This window comes from Cupriavidus sp. DL-D2 (assembly GCF_039710735.1).
GTDB lineage: Bacteria > Pseudomonadota > Gammaproteobacteria > Burkholderiales > Burkholderiaceae > Cupriavidus.
Map to the genome: position 1 here is coordinate 114801 of NZ_JBDKXK010000012.1, position 19651 is coordinate 134451.

General features: G+C 62.4%; 18 protein-coding genes. All 18 read right to left on the reverse strand.

Going from position 1 to position 19651, the window contains the following annotated elements; translation table 11 throughout:
- Position 1: 1 nt before the first annotated feature.
- The 18 genes from ABDB81_RS09520 to ABDB81_RS09605 all read right to left on the reverse strand — a co-directional run bounded on the left by ABDB81_RS09520 (position 2) and on the right by ABDB81_RS09605 (position 19596).
- Positions 2 to 1273 (reverse strand): radical SAM protein, encoded by a 1272-nt coding sequence (locus ABDB81_RS09520; protein WP_346810728.1) that lies wholly within the window; start codon positions 1271 to 1273, stop codon positions 2 to 4.
- Entirely contained in the window at positions 1270 to 2109 is an 840-nt protein-coding gene (locus ABDB81_RS09525) for a hypothetical protein (protein WP_346810730.1), read from the reverse strand. Before ABDB81_RS09525 ends, ABDB81_RS09520 begins: the two co-directional genes overlap by 4 nt.
- Positions 2106 to 2924, reverse strand: a complete 819-nt coding sequence (locus tag ABDB81_RS09530) for a hypothetical protein (protein ID WP_346810732.1) — start codon at positions 2922 to 2924, stop codon at positions 2106 to 2108. Before ABDB81_RS09530 ends, ABDB81_RS09525 begins: the two co-directional genes overlap by 4 nt.
- A complete protein-coding gene (locus ABDB81_RS09535) occupies positions 2924 to 3841 on the reverse strand; it encodes a hypothetical protein (RefSeq protein WP_346810734.1) in 918 nt (305 codons plus the stop codon). Before ABDB81_RS09535 ends, ABDB81_RS09530 begins: the two co-directional genes overlap by 1 nt.
- Positions 3842 to 3850: 9 nt before the next feature.
- Positions 3851 to 4447 carry a hypothetical protein gene (locus ABDB81_RS09540; RefSeq protein WP_346810736.1) on the reverse strand — a complete coding sequence of 199 codons (597 nt, stop codon included), beginning with the start codon at positions 4445 to 4447 and terminating at the stop codon, positions 3851 to 3853.
- A 2-nt stretch (positions 4448 to 4449) separates the two neighbouring features.
- Entirely contained in the window at positions 4450 to 5139 is a 690-nt protein-coding gene (locus ABDB81_RS09545) for a hypothetical protein (RefSeq protein ID WP_346810738.1), read from the reverse strand.
- A gap of 1 nt (position 5140) precedes the next feature.
- Entirely contained in the window at positions 5141 to 6325 is a 1185-nt protein-coding gene (locus tag ABDB81_RS09550; RefSeq protein WP_346810740.1) for a hypothetical protein, read from the reverse strand.
- A gap of 8 nt (positions 6326 to 6333) precedes the next feature.
- Positions 6334 to 6783 carry a hypothetical protein gene (locus tag ABDB81_RS09555; RefSeq protein ID WP_346810742.1) on the reverse strand — a complete coding sequence of 150 codons (450 nt, stop codon included), beginning with the start codon at positions 6781 to 6783 and terminating at the stop codon, positions 6334 to 6336.
- A 113-nt stretch (positions 6784 to 6896) separates the two neighbouring features.
- Positions 6897 to 10511, reverse strand: coding sequence for a phage tail protein (locus ABDB81_RS09560; protein ID WP_346810744.1), 3615 nt, complete (start codon positions 10509 to 10511; stop codon positions 6897 to 6899).
- Positions 10508 to 11149 carry a hypothetical protein gene (locus tag ABDB81_RS09565; protein ID WP_346810745.1) on the reverse strand — a complete coding sequence of 214 codons (642 nt, stop codon included), beginning with the start codon at positions 11147 to 11149 and terminating at the stop codon, positions 10508 to 10510. Before ABDB81_RS09565 ends, ABDB81_RS09560 begins: the two co-directional genes overlap by 4 nt.
- A complete protein-coding gene (locus tag ABDB81_RS09570; RefSeq protein WP_346810747.1) occupies positions 11088 to 11465 on the reverse strand; it encodes a hypothetical protein in 378 nt (125 codons plus the stop codon). Before ABDB81_RS09570 ends, ABDB81_RS09565 begins: the two co-directional genes overlap by 62 nt.
- Positions 11431 to 11937: an NlpC/P60 family protein gene (locus ABDB81_RS09575; protein ID WP_346810749.1), complete on the reverse strand. Its 507-nt coding sequence runs from the start codon at positions 11935 to 11937 to the stop codon at positions 11431 to 11433. Before ABDB81_RS09575 ends, ABDB81_RS09570 begins: the two co-directional genes overlap by 35 nt.
- A complete protein-coding gene (locus tag ABDB81_RS09580) occupies positions 11924 to 12412 on the reverse strand; it encodes a hypothetical protein (RefSeq protein WP_346810751.1) in 489 nt (162 codons plus the stop codon). Before ABDB81_RS09580 ends, ABDB81_RS09575 begins: the two co-directional genes overlap by 14 nt.
- A complete protein-coding gene (locus ABDB81_RS09585) occupies positions 12409 to 12804 on the reverse strand; it encodes a hypothetical protein (RefSeq protein WP_346810753.1) in 396 nt (131 codons plus the stop codon). Before ABDB81_RS09585 ends, ABDB81_RS09580 begins: the two co-directional genes overlap by 4 nt.
- A complete protein-coding gene (locus ABDB81_RS09590) occupies positions 12804 to 18074 on the reverse strand; it encodes a phage tail tape measure protein (RefSeq protein ID WP_346810755.1) in 5271 nt (1756 codons plus the stop codon). The genes ABDB81_RS09585 and ABDB81_RS09590 overlap by 1 nt, the downstream gene beginning before the upstream one ends.
- A complete protein-coding gene (locus tag ABDB81_RS09595; protein ID WP_346810758.1) occupies positions 18075 to 18257 on the reverse strand; it encodes a hypothetical protein in 183 nt (60 codons plus the stop codon).
- Between the two features lie 89 nt (positions 18258 to 18346).
- Entirely contained in the window at positions 18347 to 18733 is a 387-nt protein-coding gene (locus tag ABDB81_RS09600) for a hypothetical protein (RefSeq protein WP_346810760.1), read from the reverse strand.
- Between the two features lie 83 nt (positions 18734 to 18816).
- Positions 18817 to 19596, reverse strand: a complete 780-nt coding sequence (locus ABDB81_RS09605) for a hypothetical protein (protein ID WP_346810762.1) — start codon at positions 19594 to 19596, stop codon at positions 18817 to 18819.
- Positions 19597 to 19651 lie beyond the last annotated feature (55 nt).

Genomic DNA, 19651 nt, shown 5'->3' on the forward strand with positions numbered 1-19651 from the left:
GTTAAATCGATTTCAGGTGGATGACTTTCTTAGGACGGTAGCCCCGGAGGCCAAAGATGTCCCGGCGTTCCTCGGGTAGGTGTGGCGCGTCGATGTACTCGACCCGCTTGCCGGTCGCGGCTTCGATCGCACCCACCAGGAACACGACGTTGTCGGTGTAGCTGCTGTCGCACGCGGCCTGGAACATGTCCCCTTGCAGGAACGTGCAGGTGCCGGAGCACAGTCGAAGCACCGGGCACCGCTGGCAGTTCTGACGAGCCGACCAGTGGGTGATCGTGTTCAACGAGATCGAATCGAAGTCTGCCACGTGGCCAACGTTGTGGCTCATCCCATTCGGTGCAGTAGCGGCTACTGACACGTTCTGGCACGTGAGCACGTTGCCCTGCAGATCTACCGTGATGCTGTCCTCGCGTTCGATGCCGCACTTCTGGCCAAGCTCGGATGCGTGCGCGCCGCCGAGGGCGGCCCGAAACTTCGAGTAGGTGATCGAGAAATTCTGCGCGCCACCCCAACGCAGTTCAGCGACCGCCGCTTGTCGGTACTCGAGGCGCTCGGACGGCGTCATCAGGTTGGCCAGGCCGCCGTCGTCGTAGGGGTCGATCATCGACCCCTCCCCGAGCGGGACGTCCGGGTCTCCGGTCAGGTCGATGAAGTAGGCGGCGATTGCCGCGCGGCTGCTGTTCCCACGAGTCAGCATCGGGTTGAAGGAGATGCGGTTCTGCGGCCGCAGCCGGCGATACAGCTCGAGCACCGGCGCCCAGTTCGGGTCCGGGCCCCGCAGGTGCTGGCCGGGGCCGTCGTGGCTGATGGCGACGAGGAAGCCCAGGCGGTCGAGCCACTCGACCTTCTCGGCGTCGAGCACGGAGCCGTTCGTGATGATGGAGAAGACCAGATCCGGGTACCGCGCGCGCAGCGCCTCGGCGAGAGGCTTCAGCGTCTTCCAGTACACAAAGGGTTCGCCACCCCAAAAGGCAATGCGGCTCCCCGGTTCCGGGTCGTACCAGGTGCCCAGTTCCGCCAGGAACGGCTCGACATGTGCGGCCGTGGTCTGGTCGGCGTGAGGAACGAAGCGCTGGGAACAGTAGCTGCAGCTGTAGTTGCAGGATAGGCCCAGCTGGATCTTGAGATGATGGACGCGACGGCTTTTCCGAAACGGGCCAGCTCGGTGGAGAGGAGGCGAAACGAGTTCGCCATCCTCAGTATTGCCGAGCTGTCCAGTATGAGGATCGTATTGGAGCTGCGTTCCATCGGTGAAGTGGATAGGGATGTTCATCCCCGAAAGAGTAGCCCCTGCCTCACCATGTCGAAAGGGTGAACCTTGCCGAAGTAGCGGCTACTCGCCCAGCTGTCGGTCGTCTCGTCGTAGGTCAGCCACGGTACGAGACCGATGACCAGGTGCGTGCGCGCGCAGAGCGTGTGCCGCGCGACATGCACTCGGTGGGGCACGTGGGTGTTGACGATCGCGTTGCGCCCCGAGACCATTCGGACCAGCGTGCCGTCCTCGTACTCGAGACCGAAGGCGCCGTCGTTGTGAATGGCGATGTTCAGGCGCATCAGCTCGAAGGGGCTGTCGTCGGTGTGGAAGCCCAAGTCGCCGTAGCGTGAGGGCGGCGCGGCGTGGCCGGCCACGGTTCGCACGGTGACGCGCGCGACCGGTACCGAGAAAGAATTCAGCAGCGCCCAGAGCGCGGGGTACTTCTGCAGGTCCGGGTGCAGGCGCCGGAAGCAGAGCGAGTCCAGGTAGTCGCCCTTGCGTCGATTGCGCTGGTCACTCTGCACTGCGGCGTAGTAGTCCTCCGTCTGCCGGTACCGGGGGTGGCCGAACGAGCCGGCCAGCCACTCCTCGCGCGGCGCGGTGGGATCGTAGGCGAGGGCGGCACCGCTCACCGGCGAATCGTCCTGCGAGCGCCAGGTCATGCGGCCGGTGTTCTGGTAGAAGGCCGCGATCTCCTGCTCGAGCGCGCAGACGTCCAGTTCGAGGCCGCGCAGCTGGAGCATCGGCGCGTATTGCTCGCCGCCGACCGCGGCCACGGCCGCGTCCCAGTTGAGGGCTTCCTTGATGGAGCCCATGACCGTCCGGTCGGACGGCACGTCGGCATAGCGGATCATGGCGCCACCACCTTCACGCGCGTGCGCGCGATGTTCGAGTACCACTTGAAGCCGGCTTCCACATCGAACTCGTCTCCCGCATCAAGGCTCAGGGCCCAGATCTTGGCCGTGATCCGGCCAGCAGCGTCGGTGACCAGCTCGCGCTTCGGCAGGTAGCCCATGTCGCTCTTCAGGTGCACCTTCACGCCGGCGCGTGGGGGTGTCAGCTGGAACTGCACCGTGACGGGCGCCAGGGGTGTCACGTCGATTTCCGGCGTCGCGGCGACGAGTTGGGGCATCAGGTTCTGGACGAAGGCCTGGAACGCCTCATGGGTGTTGGTCATCTCGCGCGGCGTGGCACCTTCAACGAACAGGCCGAGTTCCGGGTACGCCGTCAGGCGCAGGCCGCAGTCCTCGAACCGAGCGTCGGGGAAGGGCACGCACAGCTGGCCAACCACGCCTGTGGAAGTGCGCTGCAGATACCGGCCACCGGGCTCCTTGAGGGCGTAGGACGCGGCCATCTTGTTGAATGGCGCGCGCAGCTCGCCCCTATCGGAGACCGGGAAGTAGATGTTCGAGAAGGGTGTCAGTTCCTTCTCGCCCACCAGCTCGCGGAGATTGCGGAAGTCGATCGTCAGGCTGCTGGTCCGGTGCAGCTTGATCTCGGGATTGAATGGGCTCGGTGTGTAATCGGCACCGATGGTGAAGCGCTCCGGGAAGTCGCCGTCGCGCGCCACCTCATAGGCATGCAGCACTACCAGCTGGCGAGCCTTATCCATCTGCACCGCCAGGAAGACCGGGACCTCGAGTCCTACGGAATAGGCAAAGTCTTTCATCAGTTGTTCGCGCAGTTGCAGTTGCAGTTGCAGTTGTTGTTCGAGAGGGCGAGGTTGATGCTGTTGCCCGACACGGATACCTGGATGGCCGACCCGTCGCCGCAGTTGCCCACCGTGTAGGTGTGGTGGAACTGGCCCTTTGTGGCAAAACGGTTCTCAAGCCAGCCATATGCCGACGTCCAAATCCCACCACCCGGCTGGAGGGTGTGCCAATCGGTGGCGAAGCCCTTGGCGCCGTAGGTCTTCACAAGACTGCCTTCGTTCATGTAGATCCCGCCACCGTAGGTCTGGTTGTACCAGCCGACCGGTCCGTTGGATCGATACCAGCCGTTGTTGTAGACCTCGCTGAGCGTGTCTCCCGCGCGCGATAGCTTGCCGCTGATCGCGGAGGTCGAGTTGTTGGCCACGCCATCCACATACATCTTCGTGGCGGCGTGCATGTTCTGCGTTGGGTTGTCGTAAAGCGTCAGCGGGCCGGTCAGCGTGCCTCCGGTCTTGTCGAACTTCAGCGCGACGGCGTTGTCGGTCGACGTCTTGAGTCCGTCGACATAGCTTTTCGTGGCCGGGTGCTTGGCGTTGGTCGGGTCCGCGTGCAGCAGTAGGAACCCGGTCAGCGAGCCGCCGGTGAGGGGGAGCTTCTGGCCCACCGCGGTCGTCAGCGCGTCGATGTCTGCCTTATAGGCCAGGGTCTTGTTCAAGTCGAGCTCGAGCTGCCATACCAGCGTGCCGGTGCCGTCCTTCCGGTACCGGTACAGCTTTTTCTCGTCGGTACGAAAACAGGGCATTCCCTCGACGAGATTCAGCGTCGGGAAGGTCGTCCCCGAGCTTTCCGACATGACGGTCTGGTCGTTGTCCAGAAGTGGCACGCGCGAGTCGGACAGCTTGCGTGCTTGTTCAATGCTCGAAAAATTTTGCATCTCTTGACCTTAGAGGGTGACCCCGTTGAAGGTGATCGGTACAACTTCGCCTAGCGCAATACTCAGCGTGGGGGCTGCTGACGCGCCGAATCGCCACACCCTGTACGTGTCAGCGATCTCAGAGTTGAATATGCCGAAAATGGTTGTAATGGTCGCCTTCGGGACATAGATTCCCTTGAGGGTGATTCCGGTGAAGTCAGTGAATTTCCGGTCGAACTGGAATTCAAACTCGAGGGTGTTACCGGTCGAGACCTGAACTCGTTGCCCGAATCCGGTCAACACAGCAGCCCCCACGGCGCCTGGGGAGATTCCCCCCGAGCCGGTCTGCGTCACGTTGTACGGCACGGCTGACGAGCCGGGGTACCAGTTGGTTGGGAGGTTCCAACCGTAAGTCGTCCAGTGGTGGTAATTTGGGGCATCTACCATCACCCAATCAAAGCGCGCCGCCGTCAGAACGACGCGAGGCTCTTGCGCGAAGATCCTGCGCCAGGTGCCGTTGTCGTTAATGAAGACCTTCTTGGCCTCTTTCCATGCACCGGCATCCTTGACGAGGATACGTTTCGCTGGCGTCCATGCTCCGCCACTATTTACGAGAATGCGTCCCATCGCTACACCTGGTACCAGATATCGCCGTCAGCTCCGCCGCTTGGGTCTGCAGCAGATACCGTGCGCGAACCGAAGCCGTTCTTGCCCGTGCCCACGGCCGCGTCAAGCTGCTGCTTCGGCACAGCGTGTAGCGCGTTGGACGCATTACCCTTCAGCGTGAGGTCCCCGGTCATAGTGCCCCCAGCGAGACTCAATTTCGCCGTGGGATCGAAGTTGCCGGAGTGCCATACCTGATTCGTTTGGACAAACAGGTTCTGTGCAGTGAAGTCGTAGTACCAGGTGCCTCTGGTGGGCGATTTCCAACCCGCCTTGGAGGCGTCGCCGTAGAAATAGCCGTCGTTCTGGCCTACCAGAATCCGCCCCTCACCGTTCAGGCGATTGACGCTCACGGAACCGGTGGTCTGGAGCTTCGCACCGCTCGAGTCATCTGCTGAACTGCCGATCCTCAGGAAGTCCACTGCTCCCCCGTCCACAGACAGATACTTCTGTGCCACCCACGTGACAGGATTGGTGCTCACCAGCGTGTGCATGAGCTGGAGATCGGTGCGGAAGCACGTCATCCCTACCAGCAGGTTGTCGGTGGGGAAGGCCGTGCCGGAGTTGTTCGAGATGGCGGCGTCGTCGTTCGCTTGGAGGAGAGCCAGGCTGTTCTTGAGCGTCGTGCCAGCGGGGATGGGAGCGTAACCTTGCATTTCAGTATCCATGCGCGGACCAGCTCACGGAGCCGGTCACAGCGACGTCGTTCTTGTCGAAGAGCTTCACGGTGAAACCGTATTGGTCCAGGGTGATGAGCTTGGGGAAGGCTAGGGTGGTGCCGCCCTTGAGCAGCATCGACATCTCGGGTGTGATGTGGAACGGCCGCGAAAACTGGACGTATAGACCATTTTCGGCATCCTCGATGAATGCCATGCCGCGGTCAAAGACATCCGGCACGTCAACGCTTACCTTCAGATCGCTGATCGACCCTCGGTCGCTGGATGTGGCATCGAGCAACACGCGGAACATCGCCTCGCTGTACTCATAGTCCCCTTGCACGAACGTCCGAAAGTCGCCATATCCGGGGATCCGGCCGGTGTTGACGATGCGCAGGAAGTCTTGGAAGGTGACGTCCTGGTTGGAGACCAGCATGTCCGATACGACGGCGTTCGGATTGCGCATCAGCGCTTCGACAAGCCGCACTGCTTCGGCCTGCTCCATCTCGTAGGCTTTGCTCAGTGAGTCCGCCGCAGTCAGCCCCTCAGCGATGGCTCGCTTGAAAACCACCGTCCGGCCGAACACCTCCGCAAACGCGAGCAACTCGTTCTTACCGAGGCCGATCTCCCGATTGCTTTTTTCAGAGATCGCGAGGGACTCATTCCTCCCCAGTTGGGGGTGCCGACCCTCAACCACTGTGATGCCGACTTGCTCGCCCGGAGCCAGGCGCCAGTCGACGGCGCGCGAGAATACCTCGAGCAGGTTCAGTGCTTCTGACGCGCTCAGCCCGATAGTCTTTTGCTCTGACTCGCTCAGGGAGAAGGACTCGGTGAAGGGGATAGAGATCCCCCGGCCCGCCTTCTCTAGCATCGAGACTGTCTCAACGACCCGAAGTTGAAAGGCCACGTTGTCGACGTAGCACCCCCGGATTCCGAGTAGTTCCTGTGGGCTGAGGTCGGTGCTCTTGCGAATCGCTTCCAGAAGGGCAAAGTTCTCGCGCGTCAACTTGTCGGTCGCTTTCGCAAGCTGATCGGAAATCACCACCATCTCGGTGCTGTCGAATCCCCACCTTGCTACGTGCGCGTTTTCCCACGTACGAAGCCCCGCCTGCTGGCTGTTCCAGGTGAAGTCGGCGGTTTCCCAGGTGTAGTCCAACTCCGGGGTTTCCGTGATGGTGGTGGCCATCCCCGCCCTTACGTCAAAGTGAAGGTGAACGTGGCGGTCAGCTTGTCGTCGGCACCCTTGTTGATCACCGGGAAGACCACGCGGTCCAGGAGGGTGCCGCCCGAAGCGGCGTTGAGAACGCCCGCCTCTGTGATGGCGCCGGTGGCCACGCCTTCGATGAAGGTCGCGGTCATGGTGAAGACCTTGGTGCCCGCCGCGTGGGCGTAGGTGGCGGGCAGGCGGCTCAGTTCGTTGACCAAGGAGGTTTGGACGGCGGCGGCGGCGGTTGTGCCGGTGCCCAGCGCGATGTGGGAGACGACGTTTGGCCGGCCAGTGGCTTTGCCGATACAGTCGCAGATCAGATCGAAACCGACATCGACGATAATATTATCCTTGACGTGGACTTCGAATTCCCCGTTTGCCTTTTCGAGCACGAAAGTGCCCGAGCCGTGCATCCTGACCTCTTGCTTAATGTCCATTATCGACTCCGAATATGATCCGGAGATGCTAAATAATGGCCAATTAATACTCAAAGAAAATCCGCGCCGGATAGCGCGGATTATGGTGATTATAGGTTACCGGTTAATAACGGTTAATAAATCCTGACCTTTCCGAAAGTCGCTAGGGGGGTGAAATTCTTCGTGCCCTGGCCGGTGGTGTTGAGATCCATGCTAGCAATGAACAGGCTCCGGCTTGCCGCGCGCTGGACAATCCCGATACAGGTCGGCGTATCTTCCTGCAGGTCGTACGGCACCTCGATCACCTGGCCCGTGGTGTCTTCGAGGACAAATGCCTTCGAGCGGGTGTAATAAACCACCCGCAGCTCCTCTGGGCCATACTTGCCGATCAGCCGCAGGTAGGTGGTGTCGCAGATCAGCTTCGGACGGATCCAGAAGCTGAAGTGGAACTGAGCGGGAAGGGTGGTGAGCCAGCTGGCCTGCGTAAAGTCCCCCACCATGGCGCCTTGGCCGTACCGGCCATCGGGGGCATACGTGACGTGGCTCGAGAACTCGAGTGAGCTGTTGCTCGTCAGCGGATTCAGGTTCCCCCCCAGGCGCCACCCCTCCACGTCGCCCCGGGACGGCACGAGGCCTACCCTCTGCGCCATCTGGATCTCGGCCGAAAGCGAGTCGAGGTCACCCTCGTAGGCCCAGGGGACTTGAGCCTGCAGCGAGTCCCAGCTGAAGCTCGCGTCCTCCCAGGTATAGGGGAGGTCCCGGCGCGCTTCCATATTGAAGATCACGGTGTTCCGCGCGCGGTAGGTGTCGGGCAACGAGACCTGGAAAAGGTACTCGGAACGCCGCGCCCCATCCTCCATCGTCAGATCCGACGTGCCGAACACCTTCATGTTGTGCCGGATGCCGGGGAAGCCCTCAGCCTTCTGGTCCGAATAGAAGACCACGTTCGTGTCTGTCGGCTCGGCGATCTCGTTGTTCGTGAAAACGGCCACGTCCGAATAGATGCCCGGGGCGGCGATCGCCTTGATCCAGAACATGCGGGTACCGAAGCTGCCCGATGGGATCGAGTAGCTGGTGGCCGTGACCTGGGCGATGAACTGGGCAATACCCCAGGTGCTGCCCTCGCGGATTTCGTACCCGGCAATATTCTTTTCCGCGTTCGGCTTCCAATGGAACTCCAGGCGACTACCCGACGGCACGGCGAAGAAGCCCTCCACCGGTTCCGGGGCCACGAGCTCAAGCACGAAGGTCGTCACGTTCCGCGAGTAATTCCCGGACGTGTCGATCGCACGAATGTGGTAGGGGTAGACCCCTTTCTCGCTCTGGTCGTGGACGAAGGCCGTGGCGCTAAGGTCCGTCGTCAGGACTGTGCCGAGGTCCCATGACGGGCCTTGCCGAAGCTCATATCCGAACGCATCCAGGTCGGTAATCGGATCCCACTGCAGCAACAGGTCCGTTGGCCGACGGGTGATCCGGAAGTTGGTCACGTCCGAGGGCGGCTCCGTCTTGCCGACCACGGTGTGGCCGAAGATGACGGTCGGCAGCGATCGGAAGCCCAGCGCGTTGACGGCTTCGATCATGACGTCATACTGCACACCGGTTTGCACCGGCGTCAGATAGGCTGACTCTCCATAGGCGTCCGGCGCGGAGATCCAATTGTCGTCCGCTGACGCGCGGTACGACACCTCGTAGTGGTCGATCATGACACCGGTGGGCGCCTGCCACTCGGCGTAGATGCGTGCGTTGATCACGCCGTCCTGACCAATCTGCAGGTGCTTCGTGCCGCTCTCAAGCACGAGGTTCAGGGGGCTCGGGGGGACTTTCGGGTTCTTGAACGAATACTGGACCGATCCCACCGGCTGGCAGTTGTCGGCGGCGGCGTACTTGTTGACGTTGATCTCTAGCGCGGACACCGTGTACGCGTTAGGGCTACCCTCTACCTCCTGGATGCTCAGCACTCGGAACGGCTTGGCGTACCCGAAGCTACCATTCTCTTCGATCGTGAACGTGGTCCGGTCGGGCACCGTGGCGCCGAACAGGTTGCCCTCCATGATCTGCAGCTCATAAACGTTGCCCGACACGACCGGCCGGACCACAAGCGTGCGCAGGCCTTCTACCGTCTGAATCTTCATCGTGAAGTTCTTGATGGTCGGCATGTAAAGCGGGTCACGCAAAAAGATTCGGTCGCCCTGGGTGGACTTGATCCGGCCGCCGGTGGACCAGCCCGCATCGGGGTCGGCCACATAGATGATGTCGTACGGGTCGACCAGGACGCCCCAGCGCGGTACCTTAAAGTTGACCGTAGCCACCTCGGTGCATGCGGTGACCAGGCGGTAGCAGGCACGGCGCAGCGCCTCGTGTTCGTCGGTGCAACCTACGGCGCGGAACTCGAGGGGGATCCGGCCATTCTTGTCGATCTGCGACTGGTCGATGATGTTGCCGCGGATGTCGTCTTGCCAGTCCAGGTCCGGGTTGACGAAGGTCACCGTGACGTCGTTGTGGCGCGTCGAGATGTCGGTGAAGGTGTATTGGAACTCCCCGTTCTCCACCATCTCGGGTGTGAAAAGCATCGTCGGCTCGGTCCACCGGTCGACACGGAGGTGGACGGCCCCTGAGGCGTCATCGAACACCACCGCGTTGAAGGCGCCGGCGATGTAGGTGAGCATCTCCAGAGCGTTGCGCTTCTCCGTGATCGCCTCGTTGTAGGTGTACCGGGGTTGCGTGCCGCCCCTCCCGTCAGGGACCAGTTCGTCGCACCATTTCGCTGCGGCGTAGAAGTCGTACTTGTTCGCCGTGATGGTGGGGTAGTACTTGGCAAAGCCCCAACGCGGGTTCGTGATGAGGTTGTAGAGGATCCAGGCCGGGTTGTTGGTCCAGTCCTCCTTGAACGTGCCGTTCCATGGCCCGGAACCCTCATCGTGGAAGTGGAGGTCCGGGTTGTAGGTGGTCGGGACCTTCATCAGCATCCCATCGTACACGCCAGTGAATGCGGGCACGGAACTGAACTGGCTGGTGGCCTTGGCCACGATGTGTAGCAGGGCGACGTTCTGGTACGTCCGGCTCTGCGTCGTGATCATCTGGAAGCTTTCCCAGGTGACGTCGCAGAAGCTGAAGGTGTTGTCCTCAGGGTTCAGCTTGGTGATCTGGACCACCCAGTCATCGTTGATCCGAGGGACGTCGATCGTAAAGTCCTTCGGGTAGCCCGACGATGTCTTGCCGCGGACTTGGGTTTCCTGCGAGCCCTGATAGTACTGCCACGCACCGGCTTGCGCCGCGGGTCGGTATGCAATCTGGAAGCGCGCGGTCTCCTCGAAGACGCCGTCGTCGTTCTGGAGATAGAGCGTGTTGAAGACCAGGCGGACCTCGAGGCGGTCAACCTTGCCCCGTAGCGTGGAGTCGGTCGTGCGCGACACCGCTGCGCCTTGACGCAAACGCACGCCCACGGGTGAGTTGGAGGCCTCACCGCCGAAGCGGTAGGCCACCGGGGCGTCATTATCCTTGCCGGAGTAGACGGCCAGATTGAACGAGTCGAACATGACCGAGCCGTCCTCAGTCATGAGCGGCGTGTCGCCGACGTTGAAGCTCTTCATGCCGTCGACCAGGCCTCGAATCGGCCCCTCGCTCAGGGCCAGGACGGCTTCGACGGTATCGGTCGAGAACAGGTTGTCTGCGGTGCGGGTAGGGGTCTTGCCTTTCTTGGCGCCACCCCCCGCGCCGGCGAACTTCTTCACTTCGGACAGATCGGTCATGAGGACACCATGCAGCGGTTGGCTTGGCCTTCGCCGTTGTAGTTACAGAAGCCCGGGAGGACGTAGGCCGAGTCGTCCCACTCCTGGGCGGTCACATTGAACGACAGGTAGTGGCCGGCATGCTTGATGCGGCCGAGCAGCAGCGGGATGCGCGTGCCGATCTTCACGGTGTTCTGGTCCGACGGCAGATACTGGTTAGACTGACCGGAACTCGAAGCCACGTCGGTCTTCGGCTGGGGCGCCAGCAGCTGCAGCACCCCGCCAAGGACCATCAGCGCGCCGCTCATAATCACCAGACCGGCTTGTGTCATGGAGAGCGAGCTACCCCCAGAGATCGGGCTGGCGATGATACCCACGACGATAAGCACCACCCCGATGATGATCTGGAAGATGCTCGTGCCACCGCCGGCCCCGCCGAAGTACGGTTCGATGTGAAGGTCGACAACGTCGGTCCTGTTGTAGAGGGCATCGCGGCTCTCGATACCCCGGATGCGGACGACCTTCTTCACCCCATTCACCGGTTGGAACCCCGGCAGGTTGGACAGGAAGGACATGACTTCAGCCGGGGTGTCGGCTTCAATCTGAAGCCCCTCCGGCGCTAAGGACTTCAGGTCCCCGTGGAGGTGGATCGTTTTCATCGTGCAAAATCACCCGGTTATCTTTGACGAAATAGCACCACACGTCGTGCTCGCTGACGATGTAATGGAACCATTGGGGCCACTGGCAGAACAGGTGATAATCCTCGACCGACAAATTCGAGCCGGTCGTCGGATGGGTATGCCAGCTGGCGCAAGCGGAATCCCGGTATTTTATAACGACGTCCGGATTAATCTCGAAGGCTAAATGCGGCTGTGGGTGGATATTCTCCACCTCGACGATATCCCCATTATTCAAAATGAACCCACAGCGTTCGACTTGGTTATTCCAGCGGGTTTTCAGTTGATCGATTTTCAAAGCGGCTCCGGAGATGCGGGGGTAGTAGCAGGCGGGCGTCGGTTTTTTGCAGCTTCTGGTTGTTGAGGGCGAACACGTCGGGATGGCGCAGGATGTTCAGGACGCGGGCCTTCCACCTCTCGTCTAGCGGGTCCGCCACCGAGGGGCGCTGGTACAGGTGGTGGAGCAGGTAGCCGTTGCCCACGTACACCCCGATGTGGTTGGCGCCGTGCCGGGAGGCTATGTTCATCAGGAACAGGTCTCCGATCTGAATCTCGCGCCAGCTGCAGTCCACGGTGCGGAAGCCCTCTCGCATGAAGTTGTCGGTCAGCAGCATCAGGCCGCCTCGATCGAATCCGATCGGGCGAGCGTAGTTGGTGAGCGCCATGCCGTATTGTTCGCGGTAGTAGCGGCGCACCAGGCCGTAGCAGTCGTCTTGGCCGTCGACGTACGGCCGACCCTCTAGGTGCGCGTACGTGTCATAGAGAGACATGCGAGAACTCCGGCGGATAGAAGGCGCGTCCCGGCAGGACAAAGGCTTGGCCGTCGAGCGGGCTCCGTAACTCAAACACGACGAGGCTCTTGGAGAGCGACAGGGGTTTCGAGATCCGCCAGACGCGCTTCTGGTACGCGGCGATGCCGGCCTCGAGATCCGACTGAAGGATGCGGTACCGGGTAACCAGCGCGCTGTCGGCGGCCCCTTGCGCAATCCATGCGGAGAAGGCGCCATCCGGGTTCACGACAGAGAGCTTCGGCCGGCTGGCCTCGCCTTGAGTGTTGACACCAGCCTCGGCGAGGTTGAACGGCACGCTTTCCCAGGTGGCGCCCAAGTACTCGAGCTCCTGGTTCTTGCTGAAGCGAAGGGTCGTCTGGCCGGTAGCCAGGTCGATCTGCAGCAGCTCGACCATGCCCTCCGGGTTGAGCGAAAAGGCGTCTTCCCGCTGCTTGATTGTCAGTTCGTCCTTCACGGCTGCTCCACCAGTTCGACGGAAAAGGATTCGACCCAGCCCCCGCCGCCCTTGCGGCCCTGCGGCACCTGCAGGGGCTTGTTGAACTTGACGGCCAGTTCCCCATGCACGGGGTGTGGGTAGATGAACGTCTTGTGGAGCCGATGGCGCTGGTAGAACAACTCGAGCGCGTAGACGTTCTTCTCCGGATCGATCAGCTCGGAGACCTTGCCGTTGCCGTCCAGAAAGTAGGCCATCGATTCGAAGTTCAGCGTGAAGGTGCGCTGATCCGGCGCCGGGGAGGGCGCGGCGAAAACGTAGGAGTTCCCCAGTTGCATCCGATTACCCGACTCGGGGTAGGCGGTAGACTGCGTGTGGTTGGGGAACTGGAAGGTTTCTTTTGGTGTTGCCATTAGAGTTGTCCCAGGGAAACTTGCTTGATCAGCTTCTTGACCGAGCCCCCACGCGCGATGTCGTCCGAGATCACCGCGACTACATCGTTCGGGCCCATGCTTGGCTGTTGGTCCGGAGATACAACCCAGACGTTGAACACCCGAGGGTTGTCCTGGGTGTCCCGGGCCTGCGGCGCCGCGGTCGTCCTCGAGACTTGGGTGTTGCCCATCGAGTTCAGGCCCAGCAGGAAGTCCTCGCCGACGGCCGAGACAGCCGAGCGATTCATCATGATTTCGCCGGGTTGAGCCAGCACGTGCACCGAGTCCCGGCCGATGTTGCCGCCGGTGATCTTGCCGCCGGACGCCATACGGCGGTAGCCCCCGGTGACCACGTGCGGCCCGTAGCCGATCCGGCCACCGGTGGCCGCCAAGGCGGTGCCACCCCAGTCCACCGGGGTAGTGTTCACTGCCGTCGAGCCCGCGCCCATATCCGTCCCCGCTGCGCCGGAGGCGGCCCCTGCTGCGGTGAAGACCGAACCCACCAGGCCGACGATGCTCTTGATCGTTTGCATGGCCAGCTGCTGGGCGAGAATGTCCATCATCGCCTTGATGATGGTCGTGGCAAACGTCTTGAAGGCGTTGCCGGCCGTCGCCGAACCGTCGGCCAGCGAGGTGAAGAAGTCCGCAAATGCGCTCTTCGTCGTGCCGAGCAGGCTGGAGTAGCCTTCGATCCCCATCTTGATCGGATCGTTGCTCTTCATGAACTGGTCGGTGGCCGCCTTGATCCCGGTCTGCAGGTCCATGGGCTGCTCACGGTTCTGGATTGCCGAGATGCGCTCGCGGAGGGTTTCCTCCTTCGCCAGGTTGTCCGTGATCTGACGGCCGATCTCACCGCGGGTGGACTCCGCCGTGGTCTGTTGCGAAATCAGTTGGTTCAGCTCGCGCGTGATGCGGACCTTCTCGGCGTCGTCGTCCTTCGACATCGAGCTGTCCAGTTCCTTCTTGCGAGCAGTCAGGGCCTCGATCTGCTCCTGGCGGACGTTCATGCCGGCGGTGAGCGCCACCACGTCAGCCTGGGCGGCCTGAATCGACGCCTCCAGCGCGCGGCGCTTCGGCTCGAGAGCGTCCTCCTCGGCTTGGGCCTGGCGCACGGCGAGGTCCTCACGCTGCACGCTGCTGTACTGGCCGGAGAAGCGGGGGTCAGACATCATCGCGCTCTGCTGCTGCAGGCTGACCGACTGGAGGTCTGCACGCTTCAGATAGGCGGCCAGATCCGTCGAGCGGTCCTTGTTGCGCTGCTTGAAGCCGCTGATTTCGGTTTGGTACCGCTCGTTCTGCTCCTGCAGGGTCTTGGCCAGGTCGAGCTCGGTCAGCTGGGATTCCCGGCGGCGGATAGCCGCGATGGTGCGCTCCTGTTCGGCCTTGATGTTGGCGTCACGGGTAGAGGCGGCCTTGGCCATCTCGACGCGGACCTCGTCGCTGTAGTCCTGGCCCGGGGCGGGCTTTGCGTGTCCGATCTTTGCAGCCTCGATCGCCCGGTTGCCTTGCTCACGCACCAGGGAGGCGATCTCGTCACCAATTTGCTTGATGATGATCGGGTTGCCCTCGTTCTCCATGCGCTTGCGGGCTTCGGAGATGCGCGCCTCGAGCTCTTTGCTGGATGCCGACTCGACGTCCTTCTGCAGCGGCTCGGCGGCCTTCGCCACCTTCTCGGCCGCAGCCTTGTACTCGGACGTGATCCGGGAGATTTCCGACAGCTGGGTCGAATACAGCTTCTGGCGGACCAGATCGCCGGCGTCCGTGGCTTCCTTCAGGCGAGCCTTCAGGTCGGCTTCCACCGAGAAGGCCTGGCTGGAGGCGTTGTTAAGCGCCGGCGAGTTGTTGAAGCGGTCAAGGTTACCGAGCGCGCCGAGGCCGCGCGAGATCTTCGAGATGTAATCCCGGGTCTCTGTGTACGGGATCTTCGCGGCGAATTCCGAGTCCGTGACCTGGCCCTGGCGGGGATCACCGATCGTCTTCAGCCAGGAGTTCACTGAGCCGGGGCCGGCGTTGTAGGCAGCGGCGCCCAGCGTCGTGTTGCCGCCGTACTGGCGCACCTGCTCATCGAAGTAGGCTCGTCCGATCTTCTCGTTGTAGGCGGCGTCGGTGCGCCACAGCTTCTCGTCCCAGTCCACGCCGGCCAGGCGGGCGGCTTCCGGGCCGGTGGCCTTCATAACCTGGGCCACGCCGACTGCGCCCTTTTTCGAGACGGCGCCCTGGTCGCCGCCGCTCTCGATGCCGAGCATCTGGGACCAGACGGCGTCGGCGCCAGTGCGGCCGCGCGGCAGCTGATACGAGAACTTGACCGAGTCGAATTCCTTACGAATGGCCTCGATGCGGGTGCGGATATCTTGCGCTTCCGGGTTCTGCTGGACGAATTGCTCGTACTCGCGGTCCTTGCCGTTGCGCTTAAGTTCGCGGTCGATCGACGAGATCTCCTCGAGGCCGGCGGCCACGTTGCCGAGCTTTTCCGACAGGTTGCCCAGCATCGAGTTGATGCGGCCAACACGCTCGAGCGTATCGTCGTCCTGGCCGATGCCGGCGCGCGTGGTCAGCTCCTGGGCGCGCGTCAGGGCGTTCTGACCACCCCGCAGGGTCTTCAGGGCGGCGGCCTGGGCTTCCGGCGTGGAGCCAGTGTTGCCGCCGGGGAGAGCCAGCTGCAGGGCGGAGCCAAAGGCTTGGGCATCGGCATCGGTGAGACCCAGCGCGCGCAGGTAGCTCTGCATCGGTGCAATGCGGGCACGGTCAATCCCGCGGCCAGGCAGGTAGGCGCCGGCGCGGCTCGAGCCATCGGGCAACTCGGCCATACCGCTCCAGCCTTGCCAGAAGCTCGATCCAGCGTTGGCCGTTCCCAGGGTGGCTTCCTTCTGGCGCTCCCCGATCATCAGGGCGGCCTGCGCCGATTTGTTGCGCAGCTGTGCGTCGAGGGTGCCGAAATTGGCAACGTACTCCTGGCGCAGTTGGGCCTGCAACTCCTTCAGCTTGGCGATCAGGTCATCGGTCGACTTGATGGCTGAGGTGTCCAGCGTGCGGCCATACTGCTCGAACTGGCGCGCCACTTTCTCAGCTTCGGCGGCGAGATCCTCGTCCTTGATGTTTGTCTGGCGCCGGCGCAGGTTCTCCAGGCTTGCCGACACGGCGTCGATCGTGGACTGCTGACCGGTCATGGAGTCCTTGACCTGGTTCACGCCAGTCGCGGCCTGCTCATAGCTGCGCTTCAGGTCGTCGTTGGCCTTGATCGTGGCATATGCCCCGAAGCCGACAGCGGCCAGCACACCCACGAGCATTCCAAGCGGGCCCGCGCCGAGGCCGGCCACGGCGGCGGCCAGGCCCCGGATGCCGACGGCGGCCGCGGCGGCACCGCCACCCATGGAGGTGAGGGCGGCGCCGGCGGCCGTAGCCACGGGAGCGGCGGTCGTCAGCACTCCGACTAGGCCGGCGCCCAGCTTGAACAGTTGCCCGAAGGCCAAGCCGAGGCCGGCCGCGCCGATGGCAGTGGCCAGGATCTGGGTGGCCGGGCCCAGGTCACGCAGCGTAATCATTACGTTGGTGGCCAGGTTCAAGAATTCCTTGAAGCCATCCAGCAGCGGTTTGAAGGCCGTCGAAGCCAGCAGGCCAGCCTGCGAACGGAAGCGGTCGATGGTTGCACCGAGACTGTCCATCTGCGTCGCATTGGCGCGCGCGGCGGCCCCGGTATTGTTCAGGTCCTGCTCGAAGTCCTTCAGGCTGTCCAGGTTGGCGTTCAGGGCGTTAAATGCCGAGGCCGCGCGCACCTCGAACGAGCCCAGCGCGTCTGAGGCGGTGAAGCCGGCGTCGTGGAGGTTCCGAAGGGTGTTGTAGAGGCCCTGGCTCTTCAGGTCGACGTCGGCTTCCGTCAGGCCCAGGCGGGCCAGGGTGTCCTGGAACTCCTTGGTGGGCTTCTCGATATCCGAGATGAGCTGGCGGACGCCGGTACCCAGCGTCGAGCCGGACTTGATGCCGGTGTTCGACATCACCGATACGGCCGAGAGCAGTTCACCGAACTGCACGCCGGCCTGCGCGGCGGTGTTGCCCGCGTACTGGATGGCCAGCTGGAACTTGTCGATGTCGAGCTTCGACAGGTTCAGGGCCTGGGTCACCATATCGGCGATCTGGCCGGTCTCGCTGGCGGTCATCTTGTAGGACCCCATGACCGACGTCACGAGATCCACGGCTTTGCCGAGGTCGCTCCCGGTGGCGGTGGCCAGCAGGGTGATGGACTTCAGCGACTTCTGGATCTCCCCAACCGACAGGCCGGCCTGGCCGAGCGTGACGGTTGCTTGCGCGATCTCCACGGCGCTGAAGCGCGTCGAGTTGGAGACGTCCATGATCACGCTCTGCAGCTCGCGCATCTGGGGCGTGGTCGACTGCGTAATGGCCTGCAGGGTCTTCAGTGCGTTCTCGAACTCGATCGAGTACTGGGTCGCAAACCGGAAGCTGCTCTGGACTTGGTTCAGGACCAGGTAGTTCGACAGTAGAGCCGCCTGGACGGCGAAGATGCTCGCGCCGCCGTCCGACGTGATGCGCTGCACGCCCAGCTTCTGCGCGCGCGAGATGATCTGGGCATCCTTCTGCTCTTGGGTCAGGCCGGCCGGCGCGCTGGCGGCGGCCATGGACTTCACCGTGCGGGCTCGGTCCTCCTTGAGGGCCGAATCCCAGGCCTTCTCGAGGTCTCGGACGGCGTTGATCTGCGTCTTGACGGCATCGACTTGCCGATTCAGCGAGTCGAGCTTCTTGGTGTCGCCGCGCGCGATCGCATCCATGACTGCGAGCTCTCGGCCCTTCAGGCGGAACTGCAGCTCCTGCAGGTTGCTGGTCTTGGCGATAGTGTCGTAGCGGCGCTTGGCCTGCGACTCCTCAAGGAGTGCGGTGTTCTCGGCCAGGCGGTTGTACTCGCGTAGGGCCTTGACCTGGTTCTCGGTCATGCGCAGGGACTGCGCCTGATCGGTGAACCGCCGGGTGTTCAGGTCGCCGGCGGCGGCCGCGGCGTTGATCTGGGAGCCGACGCTGCCGCCGCGCATGGCGGCGAGCATGCCCCCCATTTCCTTCTGGACGGCGCGCAGATCACGGATGAACGGCGCATCCGTGGACGACAAGCCCTTCGTGACCATGTCCACCAGCTGGCGCATGCTGGTTTGGACGCCCTGCAGCTGACGGCCGAGCTGTTCCCAGCTGGCCGTGGTGGTTGGGCTGACCGAGAGGTCAATCTGCGAGGAGAGCTTGTCGTTTGCCATTTACTTTCCAAATACGCTTGCCAGTTGAGCATGAGCTTCGGAAATATTGGCGGGCACGCGCGGCGCCTCGTCCTGGGCCTTCTTTCCGTCCCCACCAAAGGCTTGGCTGAGGATAATGCTCATCGATTGAAAATGCTGGACAAAACCCGCCTGATTTTCACCCAGCTTTAATCGAGTACGCATTTTAATGTCCTTCTGGGTATATCTCCAGAAAACTCTGGATAATCCCGAAGGCGCTACGTCAAAGGCCCAGCAGAGGGATTCTTCGAAACTCAGGCCCCGGTACCAGTTGAGGAAGGCGTCGAGTTTTCGGGGGGCACCGGCACCATCCCCTTGTATTTGTCCTGAACGCTCTTCAGCCGTTGAAGAGCGTTCATGAAAAAACTCATCACCCGGTCTTCGACCCAGGCCAGCACGCGCTCGATGTCTTCGACGGGAACGTCGAGCGTATTGAGATTCACCTCCTTTTCGATCATTCCGTCCTCGGTGCGCTCCGAGAGCACCGATTTCAGAATCGCGGCGCGCATGAAGGCGTCCAGCGTGATAAACGCCACGCCCTCCGGCGACTGCACGATACCGCACAGTTCGTTGAGCAGGCCGAAGGACATGAACAGCTCTTTGCGTGCACCGTTTTGGGTAATGGAGATCTTGTCCGACATAATGGTTTCCGAGAAATTAAAAAGCCCCCTGATACTAAATCAGGGGGCTTTTGTTCTTCAAGAACTAAATCGGTTATTACCGATTACTCGGTCAGCAGAATCGCGCTGCCCTTGTCCGCGAACTCGGCGTAGAACGGCTCCGAGGCGGTCAGGTCCTGAACGTCGAACTGCAGGGGCAGATTGCCGAACGAGTCGGTCTTGAACGCCACCGCGAAGCCGTTGGTCACGCGCAGCTTCGGGATCAGCAGCGACACGACGGAGCCATCAGCCAACTTGCCCACGACCTTGGCGGCCAGGTACGGCTGGTCCTTCTTCGAGCCCACGCCGATCGCGTTGACCTTGGTCACCTTGGCGCCGGCCGGGATGGCATGCTTGAAGCTCTGCGCCAGGGTGACGCTTTTGGCCGTCGCGTCGATCGCCGAGATGCGGCCCATCGTCACGCGGTCATCGCTGCCTTCCTGCACATGGAGCCAGTCGTTCACGACCAGGCCGGTCACTGCTGCCAGCTCGAGCGTGTCGGTGCCAACCGGGTTCGCCGCGACCGCGGTCTGCAGGGTCGTGGCCGTATCGGCCGGCGTGATGGTCGAACCGTCGAGGGCCGCGGCGTACGCCAGGTTCTTGGCCGTGTATTCGTATGCTTCCATGTTCGCGCGAACCTTATTCGCGGTCATCACGGAATATACCACCGTGTTTTTCACGCCTTGCGTGAGGTCCGTGAAACCGGGCTCCGAGGTCAGGGTGAAATTCTTCACCAGGCCGATCGAGTGCTCGTCCGGATTCAGGCTGAAAAGATCCGCCTGGGGACCCACCATTACCGTGGCGGTGCCCAGCATGAACTGATTGGTTTTTGCCTCGCCGGCCATTACCGTTCTCCGTTAATCAAAAATTTCTGGTTCACGGATAATAACCATGCTATTT